This window comes from Hymenobacter terricola, from assembly GCF_017921975.2.
GTDB classification, from domain to species: Bacteria; Bacteroidota; Bacteroidia; order Cytophagales; family Hymenobacteraceae; genus Hymenobacter; species Hymenobacter terricola.
Window position 1 is genome coordinate 1 of the sequence record NZ_JAGEMO020000148.1, and the last position, 20036, is coordinate 20036.

A 20036-nucleotide genomic window follows, 5' to 3' on the forward strand; every position below is an offset into this window, starting at 1 on the left:
CGCGTTAAACAGGGCCCGCAACGGATGCCGCCGCTGGGGCGCATCTTCTCGCAGCAGGGCCAAATACGGGGCCACAAACGCCCATTCATCATCCTTCACATCACTTGGGTAGCGGCGCGGCGCGGTCATGCCCCTAATTTACGAACCAGTGCATAACAGGCTCTAGAAACGGCTTTTTCGCCGACCTTTCGGGCAGAAACGGAGGCGAAAAGGCGGGTACAGGCGATACAAGCGCGTCTAACGACGTGTTTGCGGCGAACCGACGACCGACGCACCGGATAAAATGCTATGGGACCAGGGCTTCGACCATTTGAATGAACTCCTGCACCAGCAAACGCCCCCTTTTATCCAATCATTAGGCGCTTAGGACTCACCATCCCTGTGCAGCATTTTCGGCACGTGCTCGTGCAATCGAATCCTGCTGGACCACGTGTCGCGAGGCACTATCGCTTTCCTGATTGGTTTTGCGGTCTCGGGCCACCCAACTTGTGTCTGGAAGGGCCGCGTTCCTTGCTTCTTCCCTTTCTTCAATTTCTTCCATTTGGCGTTCTATAACCCGGGACGGCCGGTCCTCCCAAACGTCAGAAAGAAAGCTGAAGGCAATCAGCACGACCACCATTCCAATGGCCATGACCACGCACCCTAACCCCATCCCTTTACTTCCCGTCGCCGTGGGGCTCGGCCGTTGAAGTCTTATTCCGCCAAATACGGTCAGTCCGCCGAACCCTAATACCACGAGCCCCAATACAATAAGAGACCCCGAGATGTCACCTAGTAGCAAAAACGGGCGCATAGGCGGGGCTGGTTAGTAAAGCAAAAAGAGAAAGAAACAGATTCAGAAACAAGGCGGGCGTTTGGGCCAAAGTAATGCTCCTTATTTTGAACGGCGCGCGTTTAGCTTCGGACCGTTTGGCTGACCGCAGCCCACGGACTTGTGCCCGGCTGGTGCCATCTTCGACGGCCAAACCACGGGTATTGCGTCTTACTCGCCCTTTGTTGACCCCGCCCACCCGGTTTCGGCCGGTGCCGCGACCACCGAGGCCGATACCCCGCACCACTTACTTTGAACGGTCCGCCCCGCCCATGAAACTGCTCTTGAGTTGCCTGTTGTTGTTCAATCTGCTGTGTTTCCTGCTCTTCGCGTGGGACAAACGCAAAGCCCAACGGGGCCAGCGGCGCATTGCCGAACAAACGCTGCACCTGGCGACTCTGCCGGGCGCGGCACTCGGCGCGTGGGCGGCGATGTGGCTGCTGCCCCACAAAAACCGCAAAGCCGCTTTCTGGGGCGTTACCCTGGGGCTGACGCTGCTGCAAGGGGCGGTGCTTTATTTCACGTGGCCTTCCTTCAGCTGAACGAGGCGCGTTTACGCCACGACCTTTTCACTAAACGCCCGTTTTTCTTCTAAAGGGCGATTTTTTTCATCGACATACGTAACGACTGCTTTGCCGGAAAGGAGCGCACGTGGGGCGCTACCGGGCGGTGCTTTAGGCCACTACCAGCCCGTGTCGGGCCATAATGGCCTGCACCCGCGCCGGGTCGGGCGGGCCGCCGGTTTGCAGCAGGGTGCTGAGCTCGCGGAAATAGGCCGGGCCGATGGTGGCCGGCGTGAGCACGGTGAGCAGCGTGGCCGTTTCCGCGCCCAGGTTGGCGTGGTGGTGCACCACCCCGCGCGCAATGAAGCACTGCTCGCCCGGCCCGATGGTGCGCGGTAGGCCCCCCACCGTGGTGGTCATGGTGCCCGACAGGCCGTATACCAGCTCGTCCACCGCTTCGTGGTAATGCGGGGCGGGCACGTGGGCCCCCGGCGGCACCGAAAACTCGAACACCACCATGCGCTGGTCGGTGTCGTCGCCGTCGAGCAGGAAGCGCAGTTCCAGTGCCCCGACGTGGATGATTTCTTTGGGCTCGTTCATGCCCGGAAGATATCACCGCCCCGCCCAAAAATAACTCCGCCGTGCCCGGTGCCGAATACCCTCGTTTTCGTGAATGAACCCACCAGAGGGAGGTTTGCGGCAGCCCGCAAGACCCAATACCTTTCTCTTAAAGCACCAGGGCCGTCACCAACAGCAGGTTTCGGCTGCATTACGGCCCGACAAACGCTTCTAAAGACCGTGTTCGGGTGCCGAATCAGGCGTCAAGCAGCCTATAACCCCGCCTATAACGTGCCTATAACGTGCCTATAACGTGCCTATAACGTGCCTATAACTGTTTTTAGCATGGCTATAACTCCCCTATAACTCTTTTGGAGGTGGCTATAACTGTTTTTGGAGGTACCTATAACTCTCTTTCGACCGTTTGGCTGAACGTAAGTTTGGCACTTCACTTCTTCTGTGACTTCTGCGTTTATGTTCTGGTTTCGACGTTTAGGCATTGTCCTTCTGCTGCTCCTCGCCGCAGTGGTCGGTGCGGTCGTGGCGCTCGATGGGGCTTGGGCGTTCAACCGGCCCTTGGACGAGCGCGCCGGGGCGGCTTTCTTCCGCCAACCGGGCCTGCGCCTGCACGTGGTCGAGTCGCACAACGTGCTGGGCTTTGACCTGATGGAAACCCACGAGTTGTGGGCCTATGCCCCCACGGCCCCGGTACACGCGCCCCTGGGCCCAGGCAGCCCGTTGCCGCGATTGCGGTTCCCCGGACCGGCCCAGTCGGTTTTGGGAAAAGACAGCTTGGGGTGGCAGCCGACAGGCGGGGCGGTCCACGCCCTGGCGCGCAGCTTGGCCACGTCCCCGGCTTTGGACCGATGGCTCGGCAGCCGGCAGTTTGCGCGCCGCGGGTACTTGGGGCACGCGGGCAACGCGTACGCCACCTACTTGGACGGTGCGGGCGGGGCCTACCTCTACGTGTGGGCACCGGCTGAGCAGCGGCTCTACGTCGTGTTCGACAGCCGCGGCGCGTTCTACATGGAGCCCTAACCTTTGAGTACCATTAGCTCAGTTTGCAATAATGCTCCTTCAACTAAACAGAGCGCGTTTACCTTGCCACCATTTTCGTGAACAGATTAGCTAAAATCTGTCCAGTGATTCTCCCACCTCTGACCCAGCTATTCCCTTGGCAAGACGAGTGGCTTCCTCGCAGTAGGGTCGGTGGTAAAGTCAAAGGGCGTTTCGCCAAGGGGGGCGTTCCGCGGTATTTTGTACGCGTACTTGTGTTTGAAATAGGTGTCGTAGTACACGAGTAGGTAATGGAACTGGCTATCGCTGCCGGTATAGTAGTACTCTTGCTTAGTGCCCCAAATTCCCTGCAACGCTTCCGGAGTGGTCGCCAAATAAAAGGGCTCCGGGGACGCTTGTGCCGCCGCATCATACGCGCGGGTGTGCTGAACGAGCGTCTGGCTGACGCAACCACCCCCACTACAGAGCAATGCCAGAAAAGCAAACCGGATTAGCAGCAACATCGGGACGGAGAAAGAGATGGAGTTATTGGTCACCAAACTACGCAAACGACAGGGATGCAATAACCCTCCTATCTCCAAACGGCGCTCGTTCAAGGCAGGACCGTTTTCCTAAACTAGAGCAATTTCGCCGGTTGCTTCGGATGAAAGTAATACATCAGTTGAATGCCCTTTGTCGTTCTGTTGGGCCGACTGCCGCTGCCTATATTTTCCATGCCGACTACCCTTGTAATTGCCGTTGTATTTTGGGGCTTGTTGTGGGCGGGGTTGTGCATCGGACTGTGCGTCGTTCCCTGGCGCGCGCGGCCCGCCCTGCTGGGCTGGGCCGCGTTGGCGTGCGTCGTCCACATGTATACGTTGATGCAGCTGGCGCTCCCGTGGCCCGTGTGGGTCCAGTGGCGGGGCCAGGCCTCGGCGGCCGAGCTGCGCAAAGTGGCGGGGCCGGTGCCGTTAAGATGGGTCGGCAAGGGCATCGGCGTGCTGTGTTCCTTGGGGTGGGTGTACGCGCTGCGACGCGCCACGCCGGCCGCCGCAGGCTTTGTGCGGCCGGCCCCGGGGGCGGTCCGCGCGGTCGTGCCGGCCGTGCTGGCCGCCGCCGCCCTCGTGCTGGGAGATGCCTATCTGTCCCGTCACGCCTTCCCGGCCTTGAGCACCGGCGAGCGGCTGTTTTATTTTGTTTTACCCGGCCTGGACGAAGAACTATTTTACCGCGGGGCGCTCCTGGGCCTGCTGGCGCCCGGGCTGGCGCGAACCGTCCCGTTGCCCGGCACGCGCACGAGTTGGGGCGGCATCGTAGGGGTGCTTCTGTTCACGCTCGGGCACGGCTTGGGCTTTCCCGACCGCCTGTTCACCCTGGGGTTCGGCGCGGACTTTTGGCGCTACGTCGGGGCGTGGTGGTCGCCGACGCACTTCCCCTTGGCCGATGTGCTCTTCCAGTTGAGCATGGGCACATTGTTTTTGTATGTGCGCGAACGCACGGGCTCGGCCTGGGCCGCCGCAGCTGTGCATTGCCTGCTGAACGGCTGCCTCGCCGTCGGCCATTCAGCAGGGTAGGAGCCACGAGCGCACACATACTTGCGCCCTCGACCAAATGCTCTTATTTTTGAACGGGTCGTGTTCACCGACCTACCGTTTGGCTAGACGTTAGAGCCAGCTCACAATTGACTAATCAGCCAGCGGGTGTGCTCCGTGTGGGTGAAGGGGTCTTCTTGCACCTTGGCCAATGCCTGTTCGCGAAAACGGGCGCTAAACGCCTCGCCGGCGGGGGTGATGGCATACGCCGGCACTTGGCTTTGGTCCAGCTGAACCAGGTACCCATGGGCCAGCAAGTACTGCTTGATTTCGCCCCAGTGCAACCAGCCAAAGCGATGTTCCAAATGCCGGATGATACTGTAGGCATTGTCGGCCAGACCGTTTTGAAAAAGCAAAAGAGCAATAACGGGTTCGTGTGCTTCCATCAGTCAGGAGACCATGCCAATCCTTGAAGAGGTAAATAACGCTCTTTTACCGAAACGCAGTAAGTTTAGGGACCCACCGTTTAAATGAACTTACAAGTGCTTAGTACTTTCGAAACTTCTCCTTATTTTCTATGATATTTTGGCTGGGTGGGATAGTTGAAGCGCAGAATGGCGACGCTTTTCGCCACGCCAGAAATACGGCTGAGGCCACGCTAAACGCCTTGGCTATGCCAGTTAACCAGGAAGCGCTTGTGGCCGAAATCAACGTGGTGTTTGTCATTAACCAAGACACAGGACCGGGGGAATTTCGACGCTTTGTCAAAAAAGAGCGCGCGCTCAATGCGCGAGTGAGAATCGCCTACGGCCCGTTCTTGGCTGCTTCGGAGACGGAACGAGTAAGGTTGATGCTCGCGGCGCTGGTTCACCTGATTGAGAATACGGCCAATCCGGCTGACTGGAGCCTCGAAAAGAGGACGCTTTGTCTAATGCTCACCGAAATGATAGATTAAAGGCTCGTTTACCTTCCGACCGTTTCGCTGAACCCGAGTTAGTGGGTTAGTTGGTGAGAGGTGGTATTCTGCTCCTGTTTATTAATCCAGAAAGGCATAAATCGGCGCGTTTTACCAATGTAGTAACTTGTTTTGGTGGAGTGATAATCCACCGTTTTTAACCGAATCAACAGCTTGTTATAGCGTTGGTAGGGAAAGCTGTAGATGTATTCGCAGTCCTCCAGAGAAAAGGAAAGAACTTTCCGCTGGTGAACGTGAATAGGAGCGCAGGAAATGATACTGCGCGCGTTTAATTCTTTGCAGTTCACATCGTGGTCGATAAGCACCCACTTGTTCCCGATAAACGCTTCTATTTGGAACAACACCGTTTTTTTCTGGTCGCTGTCAGTGTAAATTATTTCGATGCCTGTGAAGGCATTTTTTCTGATTATCGCGGTTGGGTTCGTCCGAATGAGGGTAGCAAACAAGAGGAGCGACAATGGACTCATGACCGAATCAAAATGAAAAAGGGGGTTGAACGAAGAGCGTTTAAGCCCTCTCTTTGGGGCCGAACTTGGTGGCCTGCCGTGTTTTTTGAATAGCTCCTGTCATCAAACGGAGTGCGTTTACCTTCGGACCGTTTTGTCTTGTCCTGAAATAAGTTGACCGTTTAGTGATAGTCCGGGCCTGCGTTGACCGTTTCGGCGGTAGTCCTAAAATTACGGTCTTTTGGTTCGTTCGCAACGGGTGGCTTGTAGTAGTTTTTCCAGCGTCGTTCCAACGGCCCCCAGCTGCGGTGCGCTTCGTCGGGGCTTTGGTAGTTGCAGCTCAGATGGGGGCGTTTGTAGTTGTAGAGAAACACGGCCCGTTCGAGGTGTTGCTGCGCTTCCTCCACGGAGCGGACTGGCTGGTGACTCAAGTATTCCTGCTTGAGGATGCCGTTGATGCGTTCGGCTACGGGGTTTTCCAACGGGTCGGAGTTCTCCGTCATGCTCACCTGCACGTGCCAAGCTGCCAACGGGGCCAGGTACTCTTGGCTGCAATACTGGATGCCGCGGTCGCTGTGGTGAATCAGGTGGCGGCCGGCCCGCTTGCTGATTTGGTGCAACGCCATCTCCAGCGCCCGGCGAGAATGGACGGTGGCCAGCGTCTCGGCCACGGCGAAGCCCATGATGCGGTGCGAGTAGGCATCGGTGAGCAGCGAGATGTAGAGACAGCCGGCTTCGGTAAACCAGTAGGTGATATCCGCCACCCAGACCTGATTGGGCCGCAACGGAGTGAGGTTCTTAATCAGATTCGGGTACTTGCGGAATTTGTGCCGCGAGAACGTGGTAATGGCCTTGCGCTTGCGTCGGCGGATGAGCAAGTTGTTGGCAGCCAGCAAGTCAAAGAGGGCATCCCGTCCCAACTTGATGCCTTGCTTGACCAGTTGTTCCTTGAGTAGGTAGTAAAGCTTCTTGCCGCCCATGCGCGGGTGGTCCTCCCGCACCTCGGCCACGAGGTCCAGTACGTACTGTTCCCGCTGCTCGCTGGTGAATTGCCGGTTTTCGTGCTGATAGTAGGCCTGCCGGCTAAACCCAAGTACCCCGCTGACCCGCCGCAGGCAAAAGTGCGGGCAGCTTACTCGCAGGAGCTGGACTACTTGGTAACGGACTTTTTTTCGATGCTCAGGCCCAGCTCCTGCTCGGCCACCCGAATCACATGCTTGTAATAGAGCACCTGCAGCTCGGCTTGTTCGAGTTGTTTCTGTAACTGCTTGACCTGGCCGGTCAGCGCATCGGCGTGCTGCACCACTTGCTCGACGAGCGTCGTGGGGGGCTTTTTCGCGGTGTTTTCCATGGCTTCGGTACGGGCCAGTTCTTCTTGCCGGACACGTTCCACCCATTTGGTAACGGTCGAGCGGGTGAGCACTTCATACTTGCTCATCGCCGACTCAACGGTGTGGCGGCCGAAGGTAATCTCCTCGACCATTTGGCGCATTTTCAGCTCATGCGCCTGCTTGCGAAGCAGAAATAAGTGTTCCATCTGCGGGGGATTGATGGTCAACTCATTTTAGGACAAGACATTTTGTTGAACGGTCAATGGCCTGGCTAATCGCCTAAACTGTTTGTGAATACACTGTAAAATGGGGGTGGCCCGCTTGTTATAACTTGGCAAGCGGGCCACCCCCATTTTACTCTACCTGAACGTCCGGCCCGGTCAGCGCTTCCGACGTTCCATCGTCTTCTACCAACTCCTCCGGGGCGAAGCGGGCCTTAAAGCGGGCATACAGCGCATTCATGCCCAGCAGCAGCAGCCCCATGAAGATAAAGACGAAGGCTCGCGTAATGGTACCGCTGCGGCTCAGGTCGAAAAACACCAACCGGAGCAGCGCGCCCAGCATGCCAGCAAGGGCGAGGTAGCGCAAATCCTGACGCCGTAGCAGCAGGCTGGTGCTGAAGACGGCCACCACTTCCAGCATGAGCAACACGGTGAGCACCGAGTGGTCGAACGACTGCACGAGCAGCAGCGTGAGCGCCAGGAAAGCCGGGTAGAGCAGCCAGGCTTCGAGCACGCGGCGCGGCGGGTGAATTAGCCGGTCCCAGGCGGATGAGAGGCCGGCAGGAGGAGGATTAACCGCTTGCAGCGCCAGCGCTATGTAGGCAAACAGCAATGCCACCGCCGCCGAAATCCCCCACCAATCGAAGCTCAGAAGCTGCTCCGGAGTGATGTAGCGCAGGCTGGCCAAGCTGGCCGTACCGGCGGCCAGCCCATAGTAGAGCCGGCCGTATGCGGCCAATCGCCGGAACCGCGCCGGGATTCTGGAAGCCACTAGTGTCAGCACCAGCGCTCCCGTCGCCCACAGTAGCGGCAGCCAAGGCGTGCGCACGTGGTGGCCCAGCGTGGCGGTGCCAAAGAGCAGCGCCACCTCGGGTAGCCACGGATGCACCCGGCGCCAAGTGTTGTACACCGGGCCCGTAGTGGGCGGAGCCGCCAACGCCAAGGCGGTCAGCGTGGCGAAGAGCAGCGCCGCCGTCACGTATTCGGCCGGCTGGCCGAAGAACCGCTCATCGAGCGCGAGGAGGTACCCATGCGTGAGCAGGCCCGCCATCAGTAGCCCGTAGTTGAGGTGCAGCAGGTAGCGGTCGGGAAGGCCGGCCCGCCATACGGCCGACTCGTTGGGCAAGCGGCGGCGCCACACCTGGGCCGCGGCGAAGGCGGCCCCTGCCAGTCCGGTAAAGCCCAGCGAGAGGTAAGCCACGTGGCCCGCTGGCACGGCGGCCACCAGCGCCACCACCAGGTGCAGCCCCAGCAGGTACACCCACGGGCCGCGCACGAACCGTTGGGCCGGCGCCCACCACGACACCCAGGCGCCCACCAACGGCACGGCCAGCATGGGCAGCAGGTAAAGCAGCACGGCTCCCGCGCTGGCCAGCTGCCCGGCCGGCGGCCGCAGCGCATAGCTCCACTGCAGGCCCAAATAGCCTACAGCGGCTAGCAGCAGGCCGGCCCAAACGCCCGGCGCCGCTACCCGGTGCCGGAGGTACAGCAGCCCGCTCAGCAGGCCCACCATGGCCCAGGCAGCCCAGGCTTGGTCGTATACCAGCGCGCCGCCACTGAGCAGCAGCCAGCCCACGGCCAGCCCCAGCACCGGCAACCGTAAGGTACCACTGAGCGGCAGCACCGCGTACTCTTCGCTTGCCGCCGACCACAACCGGTGCCGCAGCTGGTAGCCCACTGTGAGCAGGGCCGCCCCGACGAGCAAGGCCGCCCGCACCTCAGCCCCGAACGCTCCCGGCGACGCGTAGCGCACCAGCACTGGCAACAGAGCCGCTAGCAGCACCAGCAGGTAAGTCTGCAAGTGTAGCAGGTCGTCTTCGTCGCGGTGATGCAACAACAGCGCGGCCAGCAGATTCTCGGCATACAGAACCAGTAAGACTCCGGGCCAACTCAGGCCTGCCTCGTGCAAGCCCAACGCGGCCAGTACGGCAAACGCCTGCCCCAAGACCAGTTGCTGGCGACGTACCCAACGGGGCAGCAAGCCTTGGGCGTGCACCCAAGCTGCCAAGCCCAGCGCAATGCCCCCCAGGCCCACAAGCGCCCCCAGCAGCCAGGCCACCGGCGCTCCGGGTGCGCTGAAAAGAGCCCGGCCCAGCAGTAGCCCGGTTCCGGCCTGCAGCAAGCCCGCCAGCCCAACAATGCCGCTCAATAGGTCACGGTCAGTTTGCGCATCATCCAGTGCTTCGGCATGCCGCGCAGGCAGTAGTTGGCGGTGGGTGAAATCAACCAATATGATTCCAGCCCAGCCGGCCAACGCCAGTACCAAGGCGTTGCGGTAAAGCGTGGATAACTGACTGTGGTCAGCGTTCCCTATAGTTAATAGCAGCAAACCTAATCCCGCGGAAAAGGCACCGGCCAGGGCAACCCGGTAAATGAAGACCTCCCGCTTCCGGGCGGCGAGCAGGGCCACCGCCAGGTTTTCGGCAAAAAGCAGGCCCAGCACCACGGGCCAGCGCAGCCCTAGCTCGTGCAATCCCGACACCGTGAGCAGGGCAAATACCTGCGCCAGAAACAATTGCAGCGGTCGCACCCAGGTGGGTAACCGGAACTCGACGCGCACCCAGGCGGCCAATCCCAGCGCTGCGCCGCCCATTACCAGGAGCGCAGCCAACAACGCGGCTACCGGCGCTTGCTGCCAGCCAAACAGCACGCGCGCCAGCAGCAGGCCCGTGCTGGCTTGCAGCAAGGCGCCCAGCCCCGCAAAGCCACTAAGCAAGCGTTGGTTTGTTTCGGAAATTTCTGATGAGCCGGGAGCCGCGAGCTGCCGGTAAGCCCAGCGAAGGAATGCTAGGCCCAGCCAGCCGGTTAGGGCCAGCACCAGGGCATCACGGTACAGTTCACGGGGCAGCGCGTGGTTTACCTTCGCCCAGGCAGTCAGCAACAGGACGCCACCGGCCAGGAAGGCCCCGGCCTGGGCAGTATGGTACAGCAGCGGCTCGCGCCGCCGGGCAGCCAGCAAGGCCACAGCCATGTTCTCGGCGTAGAGGATGCCCAGCACCACCGCCCAGCTCAGGCCCAACTCGTGCAGGCCTAGACCGGCCAGCACCGCGAAGCCCTGCGCCAGTAGTAGCTGCTGCTGCCGCACCCAGGTTGGGGTTTGGGGAACGGTGCGCACCCAGGCCGCCAGGCCCAAGGCGCCGCCGCCCAGGGCCAGCAGGGCACCGAGCAGCATCGCGACAGGCGCGTGGTCCCAGCCAAAGAGCACCCGTACCAGCAGCAGCCCGGACCCCGCCTGCAACAGGCCGGCCAGCCCCGCAAAGCCAGCCAATAGGTTGCCGGCCGACTTGGCGGGGGAGTTAGCCCCAACCCAAGCCTTCGCGTTGGGCCCCTCAGCTTGCAGCAGCGGCTGCTTATACATCAGCTGGGTGAACGCCAGGCCCGTCCAGCCCGCCAGGGCCAGCAGAAAGGCATTGCGATACAACACCTGGGGCAGGCTGGAATCGGCGTTGAGGGCCGCGAAGAACAGCAGGCCACCGCCCGCCAGGCACGCGGCGAACAGCGCCACGCGGTACACCAGCGCTTCGCGTTGCCGGGCCATTACCAGCGCCACCAGCAGCGTTTCGAGCAGCATAAACACTAGGATAACCGAGGGGGTAGCGTGCCAGCCCTGCAGCGACAGGGCCGTGGCCAGCGCCAGCATAAGCGAGAGGATGGTATCGGTCTGGAACAGCCAGCCGATGCCGAGCTTCTTGGCTTGACGCCCGGCCCAAAAGGTGAGCAGCGCGCCCAGGCCCAGCGGAATGGTTTTCCAGACGGAACCCGTGCTGTATAGGTACAGGTTGATGCCCAGACAGGTCCAGTTGAGCAGGTGGGCGGTAAAAAGCAGGGGTTCGAACCGCCGCTGGGCGTACACGCGGCGGTACTGCACCACGGCTGCGGCTAGGCCCACCAGCGCCACCAGCGCCATGGCCACCAGGCGCAGGGAGTTGGGAATGACCGTCAGCTGCCGGTGCCAGTAGAGGTGGAAGGCGAAGAAGCTGGCGATGCCGAGCAGCAGCTGGTACTTCCACCGCTGGCGGTAGGTGATGGCGATTGTGAACGCCGTGACGGCCGCCGCCGTGCCCAGCGTGAGAGCCGCAGGCGGCAGCACCGCCAGGGCCACCAGGCTCAGCACGCCGTGCAGGGTGGCAACTTCCTCGCGGCTGGCGCGCCAGGCCAGGAGCAGGTTGGCGACCACGCCGGTGAGCAGCAACAGGTAGTCCCAGGGCGCAGCTACCCAGCGCAGGCCCTCAATGCTCACGGCGGCCACGCAGGCAAACAGGAAGATGGCCGCCGCGCTGCTCAGCAGCCAGCCGTTGAGCTGCCGCGCAAAGCTTTTCTGGCGGAGTGCCCACCGCACGCCCAGCAGGCCAGCCGCGAACGCGCAAATCAGCAGAAACCGCAACGGCGGACTTACCCGCAATGCCGCGTAGATGCCCAGGAAACCGACCCCTGTAACCAGCACCACGGCCCCGAGGATGCCGGTCCAGTTTTCCAGGATAAGGGTGGCGGCCCGTTCCCACCAGGTGGGCCCGGTGCGCTGTAGCGGGGGAGGCGGGCGCCGCAGTGGCCGGGGCGGAGCTGGCGGGACGGGTGGCAAAGGTGGTTGAGCCTGAGCCGCTATTACCGGCTCGGGGGCAGCCTCAGGGCTAGTCTCCGGTATGGGGCCTGCCGCCGGAACCGCTACCTCAGTTGGGATGACAATAGGCTCAGAAACAGGAATGATAACCAGCTCATAAACAGGCGTATTCACTGGGGGCACGGGCACCACTGGCACGGATACCGGGACTACTGGAACCGGGACCGGTGAAACCGACGCCGGCGCGGGAGCAGGCGCTGGCGTCGGTGCTACCGGAATCACCGGTGACTCTAGTAATAGCTGTGGTTGCACCAAAACCAGCGGCGCAACTGGCAATATGACGACGGGCTCCGCATCCGCAGGCTTAACCGGAGCGGGTGCTGGGGTAATGGGCAGGGCCACCGGCGGCACCGGCACGACCGGCTCGCGGACTGGCGAACTAGCCGGAGTGGCTTCCGGGGCCTTGGCTGGCACGATAGCGGACGTTGCAGCGGTACTTGGCCGAACCAGGGGCACGGCCGTGGGGGCTGTTGCGGGCGGCGCCCCCGCTTCGAGCAGACCGGCCACTTGTTCGCGCAGGTGCAGCAGCTCCGCTTGCATCGCAGCCTGCCGCTTGTTGAACTCAGCTTGGCGGATTTTTACTTCCTCCTGCAACTCCAGCAGACGCTTGGGTAGGCCCCACACCCGCCAGGCAACTGCAACAGCAACAATTAAAAACACAACGAAAGCATCCATTCCAGAAGACAATAAATAAACGGTTGATTTTTCAGGCTACGCCTCGCCCTTGGTTACCTGCCAGCTTTTCTGCTTGCCGAAGCTGCTGGCGCAGCCGATACACGTGCCGGAATTCCCGGGGCAACTGCCGGAGGCGGGCTTTGCTGCGCTCGTCGTTTTCCCAGCGCACGGGCACTTCGCGAATGCAGAAACCCAAGGCGCGGGCGCGGGCCAGCACTTCCAGGTCGAACGACCAGCCGTCCACGGTGCAGGCGACGAAAATGCGCTCGGCCGCCGCGGCCGTGAAGGCCTTAAAGCCGCAGTGCGTGTCGGCCACGCCGGGCAGCAGCACGCGCTGCACCACCCGGTTAGCGAGGCGGCTCCAAGCCCGGCGGAACCAGGGCTGGGGCCGCGTGACTCGCGACGCCGCCAGGTAGCGCGAGCCGATGGCCACGTCAGCCCCCTCGGCCAGCGCCCGCAGCAGCGGGTCCAATTCGTCGATGGGGGTGGAGCCGTCGGCGTCGGAAAACAGGCGGACCTGGCCCGTGGCCGCCCGCATGCCCAGGCGCACCGCGTGGCCTTTGCCCCGGTTGGCCGGGGAGCACAGCACGCGCACACCGGGCAGCTCGCCGGCCAGAGCCGTAACCAGCGCCACTGTGTCATCGGTCGAGCCGTCGTCGACCACCAGGATTTCAAAGCGCGCGGGCCGGGCGGCTAAAAACCGATGCGCGCGCCGCAGCGTGGGCCCAATGCGTTGCGCTTCGTTGAAGGCCGGGATAATCAGGCTCAGGTCCATCAGGCTTGAGCACTTTTTTGGCTTCGGAAGCCGTCGAGCCGGCTGCCCAGGTGGGCGTAGGCAATGGGGCAGCGGGCCGAGCACGACTTGCCGCAGTCAAACTGGGCGCGGATATCGGCCACCGAATATTCGGCCAGCGGCTTGGCGGGCGAGCCGGTTTTGGGCTGGCACAGGTGTACTAAGCCGGCGCCGTCGACCTCGAAGTGGCGCGCTCCGGCCCGGCATTTCCAGGGCTTGCTTTCTCCCCGGGCCAGGGGCAGTTGAAAGTTATCGTTGAGGATTTGTGGCAGACGGCCTTTCATGGCCCGAATGCGCAGGTAGGCCTGCAGGGCCGCCCCGCTCAAGGGGAGGGCCTGCCCGGCGCTGTCGCGCATCAGCGAGCACTGAAACCCAAAGCCGAAGCCGACCACGACCTTGGCCACTTCCTCCATCTCGGCCGGGTTGCCGGAGCCTAGCACCCCGTTTACCCGCACCATGAACTGGGCGTGCTCCCGCAGCAGCTCCAATTTGGGGCGTAGCCGGCGCATGCTCTTCTCAGTTACCTCGTTGTCTTCCAGGCTGTCGCAGCTGAGCTGCATGCCGAAAAGGCCGGCCTCGTTTAGGCTCTTGATGAGCGGAGCTTTGAGCACATGGCCGTTGGTGTTTATCATCGGCACCATGCCGGCTTCGGCGATGTAGCGCACCAGCTCGGCGATGTGCGGGTGCAGCAGGGGTTCGCCGCCGTTCAGCGTCACAAATACAGCCTTCAGCTTGCGTAGCGTGTCGACGCGGGCTTTCAACTCTTGCAGGGGGACGGGCTTCGACACCTTGTCGTACTCGTAGCAATAGCCGCAGGCCAGGTTGCAGCGGCGCGTCACCACAATTTGCACCAGCACCGGCCGGTCCTTATCCAAAGCGGCTTTGGTCAGTTTCCACAACACCCGGGTTCGGGAAATGCGCAGGGGTTTGGCAAAAGAAGGCAGTTTCATGCGGTACGGGAGGGGGATTGACGGTGACAAAAAGGGAACGCAGCGCCCGGCTGCGGAGAGGATGGCACAATACTCCCCCGCGTTGAGCCCGGCCGAAAGTGCTTTCTGCCGAAGGCGGATTCCGGGGTAATGAATCGGGATATGAGCCTGGTGAATTAGCCGACCAAATGCAGCTTTTCGCCTGGCAACCTGGTAATTTTGTCTTGTTGCTCCGGGGTGGCACTCAGTCCCTCAAGGCAGCGAATAGGCTCATTGCCGCCACTTCCTTCTTTCCGCGACCTTTGCCCTGGCGCAAGGCGTCGCCTCAACCCGACCCCATGATTCGAAAAATGGCCTTGGCGGTGCTGGCCGCCACTGCGGTCTTCCACATGGCGGTATTCATTCAGTACGGCACCTTGTGGGTGGGTGCGCTGGCCAGCTACAAGCTGCTGCTGCTGCTGTTTGCCTTTCTGCTGGCCACCTTCTGGGTTCATATACCCATTGCTCGCCTCTTTGGGGCTAACCGCCTGACCACGCTGCCCGCTTCGGCCAAGGCCCTGTTGGAAGGGCAGAGCGTGGTGCTGGTCAGCGTGGCTTTCTGGTTGTTGTTCTTCACCCTTCCGCAGCACTTTCTGGTGCCCACTGCGGAGATATCGCCCCGCACGCTACGCCTTTCGCTGGCAATTAGCGCAGTGCTGTCCTTGTTCTTCTACTACTTTGTGGAGCGCGAACACGTCCGCAAAAACCTGGAGCAGGAGCTGTATCGGGTAGCACAGCTGCAAAAAGAGACCTTCCAGGCGCAGTTCGAAGCGCTGAAAAATCAGGTCGACCCCCATTTCTTGTTCAACAGCCTCAACGTGCTCGGTTCGCTGATTCACCTCGACCCGGACCGGGCCGTGCAATTCCTCGGCCAACTGTCGGACGTCTACCGCGCCCTGCTCGATACTGGGGCGCAACCGTTGGTGCCGCTGCACAGCGAAATGGCGCTGGTACGCGCCTACGCCAGCTTGATGGAAACCCGCTTCGGAGAGGCCCTGCGCGTGGAATGGGACGTGGCCCCGGCCTGGGAACAGGCCTTGGTGCCGCCCACCGCCGTGCAGATGCTGCTGGAAAACGCCATTAAGCACAACGGCTCCACTACCCGAAAGCCCCTGCGCATCAAAATATCGACCGCTGATGGCTTGCTGGTGGTGGAGAACAACCGGCAGCCCCGCACCGATGCCGTGGCGTCCACCCGGTTAGGCTTGCAGAACATCCAACGCCGCTACCACTACCTGACCGACCGCCCCGTGGAAATTGTGCCCACGGCGGCGTCCTTCGTCGTCCGCCTCCCGCTCCTGACCACCCCCGCCGCATGAACCTCGTACTCATCGAAGACGAGCCTTTGGCCGCCCAGGCACTGGCTGCCTTGCTCACCCGCCTGCGGCCCGCTGCACGCATCCTAGCGTCGCTCGGCTCGGTGGAAGAGGCGGTGGAATGGCTGCGCGAACAGCCGGCCCCCGACCTGCTATTCTGCGACATCCACCTGTCGGACGGCAACAGCTTCGACATCTTCCGCCAAGTGGCGGTGGGCGCGCCCGTTATCTTCACCACCGCCTACGACGCCTACGCCATCCAGGCCTTTCAGGTGAACAGTGTGGACTACCTGCTCAAGCCCCTGCAAGCTGCGGAGGTGGAACGCGCCCTGCAGAAGTACGAAACCCTGCACCCCGCCACGCGGCCGGCCGCCGTTGCTAACGTGCAGCGCCTGGTGCACACCACGCCCCGCACGCGCTTTCTGGTGAAGTCCGGGCAGGCCCTGAAAGCCGTGCCGGTAGACCAAGTGGCGTATTTTCTGGCCGAAGAGGGCGTGGTGTTCCTCGTCACCCACTCCGGCAAGCGGTTCATCGTTCCCGATACGCTTGACCAGCTGGAAGGCCAATTGGACGCCCAGAACTTCTTTCGCATCAATCGCCAGTTCATCCTGAGCATTAGCGCAGTGCAGGAAATCCGGCCATATTTCAAGGGGCGCCTGGTGCTACAGGTAGCACCCTCGGTAGCGGAGGAGGCACTGGTGGTCAGCGCCGGCCGCGCGCCTGCTTTTAAGCAATGGCTGGACCACTAATCCCTCGTTTAAGCTATTTCGACCCTTTTCTTGAACGCAAAAGCATACGCAGTCCGGCGTTACGAAATCTCCCTTGCTGGTTGGTTCGTGCAAATGGCTTCCAGGGCGTTGTGCCCGCTGTCAGCGATGAAACACAAGAAATCATCAAAGCCGCCGTACACATTTCCCTCTTCGTCCATGAATAACAGCAAATGGTCCGAGTAGGCTTGGCCAATGACGCACAACTGTGTTTGCCCTATTCTTGGCGCATACGCTTGCTGCACCCATTTGCCATCAAAGTCAGCGCTGGCATCGCAAGCGTCCAGGTTCAGCGTATCCACTCGCCTGCTTTCCCGCTCAAACTGCACCCGTAAGTCGCCAAATTCCTCCAAGAACGCGGCCACTTTGGGAAACCAGGCATACCCTTCGCCGGCTAGATAAGCCCGGTACTTGATGGTGCTGACCCTGCGTCCGGCAAACCATCCGGCTTGGGAGAGATAAGAATGGGTTGAGGCAGAAAAGGGCATTAGGTGTTGAACATACGACTTTAAGGCTCCTTCAACTGAACGGGCCTCGTTTACCTTCCGACCGTTTGGCTGAACTACGAAATCTGCTTGACCAACCTTCTTTCAATGTCCAGCTTTTAAGAACGCCGAATCCTTACCGGCGACGCACCAACAGGACTGGTTGGCCTTCCGAATTGCGTAAGAACACCGTGTCCTGGTTGTAGCGCAGGACGTGAAATATTTTGCTTTCCTGGTCCTGCTCCCCGTCTCCTATCCCGAAGGAGTGGTCGCTCTCCCGAAACCACCAAGCACCTGCATTGGAATCAATCCCGTCAACCGGAGGCGATGCGTCCCGCAAGCCCCGGATATCGAAATAGTGCGTGGTGAACGTTCCGGCAGGAGCGTAGCGGGTGCACCACGAGTAAACAAGGCCGCTGTCCGGCCGCATATTGGGGTGGTAAATCCAGTAATTGCCCGCCTTGGTGAGCAGCGTTGTGAACGGGGTCACCAACGGCTTTTCCGGCGAATGGCATGCGGAAACGAACACGGTCAGTAGCAGGAACCAGCGGGAGAGCATGTTGGGGAATTGGTGCAATGGGCGCAATGCTTTGGCGAAAGCTACTCCTCGTCGTGATTTAAAACGAAGGCCACTGAAACCCTCCTTATTCTGAACGACATTACCAAGGCGCTGGCAAGCCCTGCAAATCCGTTCCATTGCCCAGCTTGCGTTCAGTAAACTGGTTCAATTAGCTAAGTACAGAAAATCTATCTTGTAGATGAGTTTCCTGAACTCCTTTTCCAGTCGTTGCGGGGGCTCGTTTTGTCAGTTGGCACTTTTTTTATCGTCTGGTCCCTCAACGCCGCTTAAAGCTCAGCGTTCGCGTGGTGCCCACGGCGTTCAGCGTTCCAGAATAATACACCAATCGGTCCGCCGTGAGGGTGCTCACGGTAAATTCGGAGTAGGCTCCGGCGGGAAATGGATAGGTGACGGTCAGTTTGCTGCCGGCGTACACGTACGTCGAGGGCGTTTGGGCGGCTCCGGAAAGAACCGTATTCAAGCCCCCTGCGGCCGTAAACGTGGACTCCGCATCCCCAGCAGTAACCGTCAGTGTCTGGGTGCGGGGGGGACGTCCGTCGTTGTAAGTGGTCACGGACACATCGTCGGTCAAGGCCCACGTTCCCACCAGCGAGGGCGGGCCCGCGGCGGGCTGGGGGTCGTCGGCGGCTTTCGTCGCACAACCGGCCAAGGCCATACACAGCAGCGCGAAGGAAAAGCGTCGTTTCATGCGCCAAAGCTAAGCAATATGCGGACCGCGCCCCTAGCCAAGACGGAGTTCACGAAACTCATCTCTGCGGGGCATTTCGTAAACGTTGATTGATAGACGAGTTTCTTAAACTCCGAATCGGCGCAAAGGGCCCCGATGCCCCCGGTGGGGCATTGCGGTAGTCCGTGGTTTAGTAGTTCAGGGAAACGAGCATTCATTCATACACGCGTGCCGCTAGTAGGATGTCAGCAAAAAGTTGCCAAGGCACATCTGGCGCATTTTCTGGCACCGCTTGGCCGGTGTTCTGGTAGCCTTCTTTCACGATAGCGCTCCACCGATGCATCGCTGCCAGATAGCGGGGTAACGTGTCGTTCTCCCACTGGCTACCGGATTCAAGAAAGTCCTCGTGAAGCAAGTCAAGAAAATCCACAAACGCTTGATGCGTAGTTATTGGGGGTAAGTCACAGATTGCATCCATCGGGTTCCTCAGATTACGTATTGGTAAAAAATATTGATTAAGCAGACGGTTTACTGAAAGGGTCGTGGCTTAAACGCGCCCTGTTCAAAGTAAGGAGCCTTATAGCGGACGCAAGGGATAGCGACGCGCCAGCCTCGGAAAGCGAAGGAGCAAGTCGTCCGTTTCCCAGTCGCGGCCCGCCATTTCCTCCGCTGGCGCGTTATAATCGTGCACCGATGGGCCGTACTCGCGCGGCAAGAGCTTGTCGGTATCCGAGCCGAGTTTCAATTCGAACGCCTCGTCCGCGACCCCCAGCAAAAACTCGCCGGTGTCCTCCGGTGCTAACTCGGCGGTGATGGCATCCGGCTGCCGGAGAACTTGGCGATAAAGGGCTGGGCCTTGCAGAATTAAGTTGCAACAGAAATACAGGAACGAGTCATCGGACACAGAGCCTTCTGCCAGCTTCGCGATAGCCAACACGTTGTAGTGATAAAGCCGCTTAAGCAAGCGGCGCAGCTGTACTTCGAAGCCAATGATTTGCTTTTCGGGTTGGGTCGCCAGTTGTTGAACCAGCAGCGCACACTGTGCCGCCGGGGCATACGAGGTGGCTGCCCCGGTTTGGGTAATCAATTCCCAGAATTTGGGGAGGGCCAGGGCCGACGCCACAGGCTGATAAGCCTCCGCATGAAGGGCCCGTTGCACGGGAGGCAGCGGATTGTTTATCCAAGCCGCTTGGTCCAATTGCCCCAGCACCTCGGCTTGAAAGGCGTGCCCATCGAACGGCAGCGTTTTCAGGGTGCTTAGTTCTTGGCAAATACGTTGAAACGCGACGCGCAGAATTGCAACTGCGTCCTGCTGGCTCGTTACCCGCATGACCGCGGCGTAGTTGAGTTTGGCTTCCAGCTCAATTTCGAGGCGGGCTTTGGTGTACTTTTTTCGCAGCAGATAGCCCGTTTCAAAGTCGTTTGCTGGTCCCTGCATTCCGGGAATCCAGCCGACGCAATTCAACCCAACGAACACGGACCGTGCCCCTTCCCCGTAGCTGCGGGGGTGCAACCATGCTTCCAAATACTCCAGGGCAGGCGAGAAGTACTGGTTTTTGCGCGAAACGTCGTGCGATAGCGTCGACAAACTCATACAAAACCTCATGGCTGCGAAGTAAGCCGATTGTTGCGATAGCTCAACCTCGGAGTGTCTACAAAAACGGTCGATGATGCAGCGCGTGCCCAGGGGGCGCTGGTCGGGCAGGCACAGCAGGGACCCGGCGTAGAAGCGCAACTCGTTGCCTTCGGCGGCGTGCCGGGCCTTCGAGCGGCATCCCCTTGCCTGGCCTGCA

The 20036-nt window shown here is 60.7% G+C and carries 22 protein-coding genes; 6 read left to right on the forward strand and 16 right to left on the reverse strand.

Features of this window, described 5'->3' with window-relative positions; all coding sequences use genetic code 11:
- Together J4G38_RS27435 and J4G38_RS27440 are read right to left on the reverse strand one after the other, a co-directional pair.
- Window positions 1-129 (reverse strand): transposase (locus tag J4G38_RS27435; protein WP_394371082.1); only part of this gene is annotated, 129 nt, incomplete at its 3' end.
- Between the two features lie 241 nt (window positions 130-370).
- Window positions 371-793, reverse strand: coding sequence for a hypothetical protein (locus J4G38_RS27440; RefSeq protein ID WP_210522007.1), 423 nt, complete (start codon window positions 791-793; stop codon window positions 371-373).
- 290 nt (window positions 794-1083) lie between these two features.
- On the opposite strand from J4G38_RS27440, the gene J4G38_RS27445 reads away from it, so the two are divergent.
- The gene (locus J4G38_RS27445) at window positions 1084-1353 is read left to right on the forward strand and encodes a DUF1294 domain-containing protein (protein WP_210522008.1); all 270 of its coding nucleotides are present in this window, start codon (window positions 1084-1086) and stop codon (window positions 1351-1353) included.
- A 132-nt stretch (window positions 1354-1485) separates the two neighbouring features.
- On the opposite strand, the gene J4G38_RS27450 is transcribed toward J4G38_RS27445, so the two are convergent.
- Window positions 1486-1914, reverse strand: coding sequence for a cupin domain-containing protein (locus tag J4G38_RS27450; RefSeq protein ID WP_210522009.1), 429 nt, complete (start codon window positions 1912-1914; stop codon window positions 1486-1488).
- Window positions 1915-2346: 432 nt separating this feature from the next.
- Here J4G38_RS27450 and J4G38_RS27455 point away from each other — a divergent pair, with 432 nt between their 5' ends.
- A complete protein-coding gene (locus J4G38_RS27455) occupies window positions 2347-2910 on the forward strand; it encodes a hypothetical protein (RefSeq protein ID WP_210522010.1) in 564 nt (187 codons plus the stop codon).
- A gap of 128 nt (window positions 2911-3038) precedes the next feature.
- Here J4G38_RS27455 and J4G38_RS27460 read toward each other — a convergent pair whose 3' ends face one another.
- Window positions 3039-3392 carry a hypothetical protein gene (locus tag J4G38_RS27460; protein WP_210522011.1) on the reverse strand — a complete coding sequence of 118 codons (354 nt, stop codon included), beginning with the start codon at window positions 3390-3392 and terminating at the stop codon, window positions 3039-3041.
- Window positions 3393-3602: 210 nt separating this feature from the next.
- On the opposite strand from J4G38_RS27460, the gene J4G38_RS27465 reads away from it, so the two are divergent.
- Window positions 3603-4442, forward strand: coding sequence for a CPBP family glutamic-type intramembrane protease (locus J4G38_RS27465; RefSeq protein ID WP_210522012.1), 840 nt, complete (start codon window positions 3603-3605; stop codon window positions 4440-4442).
- 101 nt (window positions 4443-4543) lie between these two features.
- Here the strand turns inward: J4G38_RS27465 and J4G38_RS27470 are convergent, their stop codons facing one another.
- Window positions 4544-4846: a hypothetical protein gene (locus J4G38_RS27470; protein ID WP_210522013.1), complete on the reverse strand. Its 303-nt coding sequence runs from the start codon at window positions 4844-4846 to the stop codon at window positions 4544-4546.
- A 131-nt stretch (window positions 4847-4977) separates the two neighbouring features.
- Here J4G38_RS27470 and J4G38_RS27475 point away from each other — a divergent pair, with 131 nt between their 5' ends.
- Entirely contained in the window at window positions 4978-5355 is a 378-nt protein-coding gene (locus tag J4G38_RS27475; RefSeq protein WP_210522014.1) for an Imm44 family immunity protein, read from the forward strand.
- A gap of 38 nt (window positions 5356-5393) precedes the next feature.
- Here J4G38_RS27475 and J4G38_RS27480 read toward each other — a convergent pair whose 3' ends face one another.
- The 6 genes from J4G38_RS27480 to J4G38_RS27505 all read right to left on the reverse strand — a co-directional run bounded on the left by J4G38_RS27480 (window position 5394) and on the right by J4G38_RS27505 (window position 14410).
- On the reverse strand, window positions 5394-5822 hold the full coding sequence (locus J4G38_RS27480; protein ID WP_210522015.1) for a hypothetical protein: 429 nt from the start codon (window positions 5820-5822) through the stop codon (window positions 5394-5396).
- 182 nt (window positions 5823-6004) lie between these two features.
- Window positions 6005-6964, reverse strand: a complete 960-nt coding sequence (locus J4G38_RS27485) for an IS3 family transposase (RefSeq protein WP_226164009.1) — start codon at window positions 6962-6964, stop codon at window positions 6005-6007.
- An 8-nt stretch (window positions 6965-6972) separates the two neighbouring features.
- Complete coding sequence (locus tag J4G38_RS27490; protein WP_226164000.1) at window positions 6973-7359, reverse strand: hypothetical protein; 387 nt, start codon at window positions 7357-7359, stop codon at window positions 6973-6975.
- Window positions 7360-7507: 148 nt separating this feature from the next.
- Complete coding sequence (locus tag J4G38_RS27495; RefSeq protein WP_226164002.1) at window positions 7508-11953, reverse strand: DUF2339 domain-containing protein; 4446 nt, start codon at window positions 11951-11953, stop codon at window positions 7508-7510.
- Between the two features lie 745 nt (window positions 11954-12698).
- Window positions 12699-13442 (reverse strand): dolichyl-phosphate beta-glucosyltransferase, encoded by a 744-nt coding sequence (locus J4G38_RS27500; protein WP_210522018.1) that lies wholly within the window; start codon window positions 13440-13442, stop codon window positions 12699-12701.
- The gene (locus tag J4G38_RS27505; RefSeq protein WP_210522019.1) at window positions 13442-14410 is read right to left on the reverse strand and encodes a radical SAM protein; all 969 of its coding nucleotides are present in this window, start codon (window positions 14408-14410) and stop codon (window positions 13442-13444) included. The genes J4G38_RS27500 and J4G38_RS27505 overlap by 1 nt, the downstream gene beginning before the upstream one ends.
- A 317-nt stretch (window positions 14411-14727) precedes the next feature.
- On the opposite strand from J4G38_RS27505, the gene J4G38_RS27510 reads away from it, so the two are divergent.
- Entirely contained in the window at window positions 14728-15747 is a 1020-nt protein-coding gene (locus J4G38_RS27510) for a sensor histidine kinase (RefSeq protein ID WP_210522020.1), read from the forward strand.
- Window positions 15744-16493, forward strand: coding sequence for a LytR/AlgR family response regulator transcription factor (locus J4G38_RS27515; protein ID WP_210522021.1), 750 nt, complete (start codon window positions 15744-15746; stop codon window positions 16491-16493). The genes J4G38_RS27510 and J4G38_RS27515 overlap by 4 nt, the downstream gene beginning before the upstream one ends.
- Before the next feature lie 59 nt (window positions 16494-16552).
- On the opposite strand, the gene J4G38_RS27520 is transcribed toward J4G38_RS27515, so the two are convergent.
- The 5 genes from J4G38_RS27520 to J4G38_RS27540 form a co-directional block, all read right to left on the reverse strand.
- On the reverse strand, window positions 16553-16999 hold the full coding sequence (locus tag J4G38_RS27520; RefSeq protein WP_210522022.1) for an SUKH-3 domain-containing protein: 447 nt from the start codon (window positions 16997-16999) through the stop codon (window positions 16553-16555).
- A 133-nt stretch (window positions 17000-17132) separates the two neighbouring features.
- Window positions 17133-17555 (reverse strand): hypothetical protein, encoded by a 423-nt coding sequence (locus tag J4G38_RS27525; protein WP_210522023.1) that lies wholly within the window; start codon window positions 17553-17555, stop codon window positions 17133-17135.
- A gap of 277 nt (window positions 17556-17832) precedes the next feature.
- A complete protein-coding gene (locus J4G38_RS27530; RefSeq protein WP_210522024.1) occupies window positions 17833-18264 on the reverse strand; it encodes a lipocalin-like domain-containing protein in 432 nt (143 codons plus the stop codon).
- Window positions 18265-18457: 193 nt separating this feature from the next.
- Window positions 18458-18721 carry a DUF7660 family protein gene (locus tag J4G38_RS27535; protein ID WP_449555735.1) on the reverse strand — a complete coding sequence of 88 codons (264 nt, stop codon included), beginning with the start codon at window positions 18719-18721 and terminating at the stop codon, window positions 18458-18460.
- A 99-nt stretch (window positions 18722-18820) separates the two neighbouring features.
- Window positions 18821-20036 (reverse strand): DUF4240 domain-containing protein (locus tag J4G38_RS27540; RefSeq protein ID WP_226164006.1); only part of this gene is annotated, 1216 nt, incomplete at its 5' end.

Coding starts and splice junctions, on each gene's coding strand:
- J4G38_RS27465 (WP_210522012.1), top strand. CDS start 3,603: ATGCCGACTACCCTTGTAATTGCCGTTGTATTTTGGGGCTTGTTGTGG.
- J4G38_RS27450 (WP_210522009.1), bottom strand. CDS start 1,914: ATGAACGAGCCCAAAGAAATCATCCACGTCGGGGCACTGGAACTGCGC.
- J4G38_RS27470 (WP_210522013.1), bottom strand. CDS start 4,846: ATGGAAGCACACGAACCCGTTATTGCTCTTTTGCTTTTTCAAAACGGT.
- J4G38_RS27515 (WP_210522021.1), top strand. CDS start 15,744: ATGAACCTCGTACTCATCGAAGACGAGCCTTTGGCCGCCCAGGCACTG.
- J4G38_RS27520 (WP_210522022.1), bottom strand. CDS start 16,999: ATGCCCTTTTCTGCCTCAACCCATTCTTATCTCTCCCAAGCCGGATGG.
- J4G38_RS27535 (WP_449555735.1), bottom strand. CDS start 18,721: ATGGATGCAATCTGTGACTTACCCCCAATAACTACGCATCAAGCGTTT.
- J4G38_RS27530 (WP_210522024.1), bottom strand. CDS start 18,264: ATGAAACGACGCTTTTCCTTCGCGCTGCTGTGTATGGCCTTGGCCGGT.
- J4G38_RS27500 (WP_210522018.1), bottom strand. CDS start 13,442: ATGGACCTGAGCCTGATTATCCCGGCCTTCAACGAAGCGCAACGCATT.
- J4G38_RS27440 (WP_210522007.1), bottom strand. CDS start 793: ATGCGCCCGTTTTTGCTACTAGGTGACATCTCGGGGTCTCTTATTGTA.
- J4G38_RS27490 (WP_226164000.1), bottom strand. CDS start 7,359: ATGGAACACTTATTTCTGCTTCGCAAGCAGGCGCATGAGCTGAAAATG.
- J4G38_RS27510 (WP_210522020.1), top strand. CDS start 14,728: ATGATTCGAAAAATGGCCTTGGCGGTGCTGGCCGCCACTGCGGTCTTC.
- J4G38_RS27460 (WP_210522011.1), bottom strand. CDS start 3,392: ATGTTGCTGCTAATCCGGTTTGCTTTTCTGGCATTGCTCTGTAGTGGG.
- J4G38_RS27455 (WP_210522010.1), top strand. CDS start 2,347: ATGTTCTGGTTTCGACGTTTAGGCATTGTCCTTCTGCTGCTCCTCGCC.
- J4G38_RS27525 (WP_210522023.1), bottom strand. CDS start 17,555: ATGCTCTCCCGCTGGTTCCTGCTACTGACCGTGTTCGTTTCCGCATGC.
- J4G38_RS27475 (WP_210522014.1), top strand. CDS start 4,978: ATGATATTTTGGCTGGGTGGGATAGTTGAAGCGCAGAATGGCGACGCT.
- J4G38_RS27505 (WP_210522019.1), bottom strand. CDS start 14,410: ATGAAACTGCCTTCTTTTGCCAAACCCCTGCGCATTTCCCGAACCCGG.
- J4G38_RS27445 (WP_210522008.1), top strand. CDS start 1,084: ATGAAACTGCTCTTGAGTTGCCTGTTGTTGTTCAATCTGCTGTGTTTC.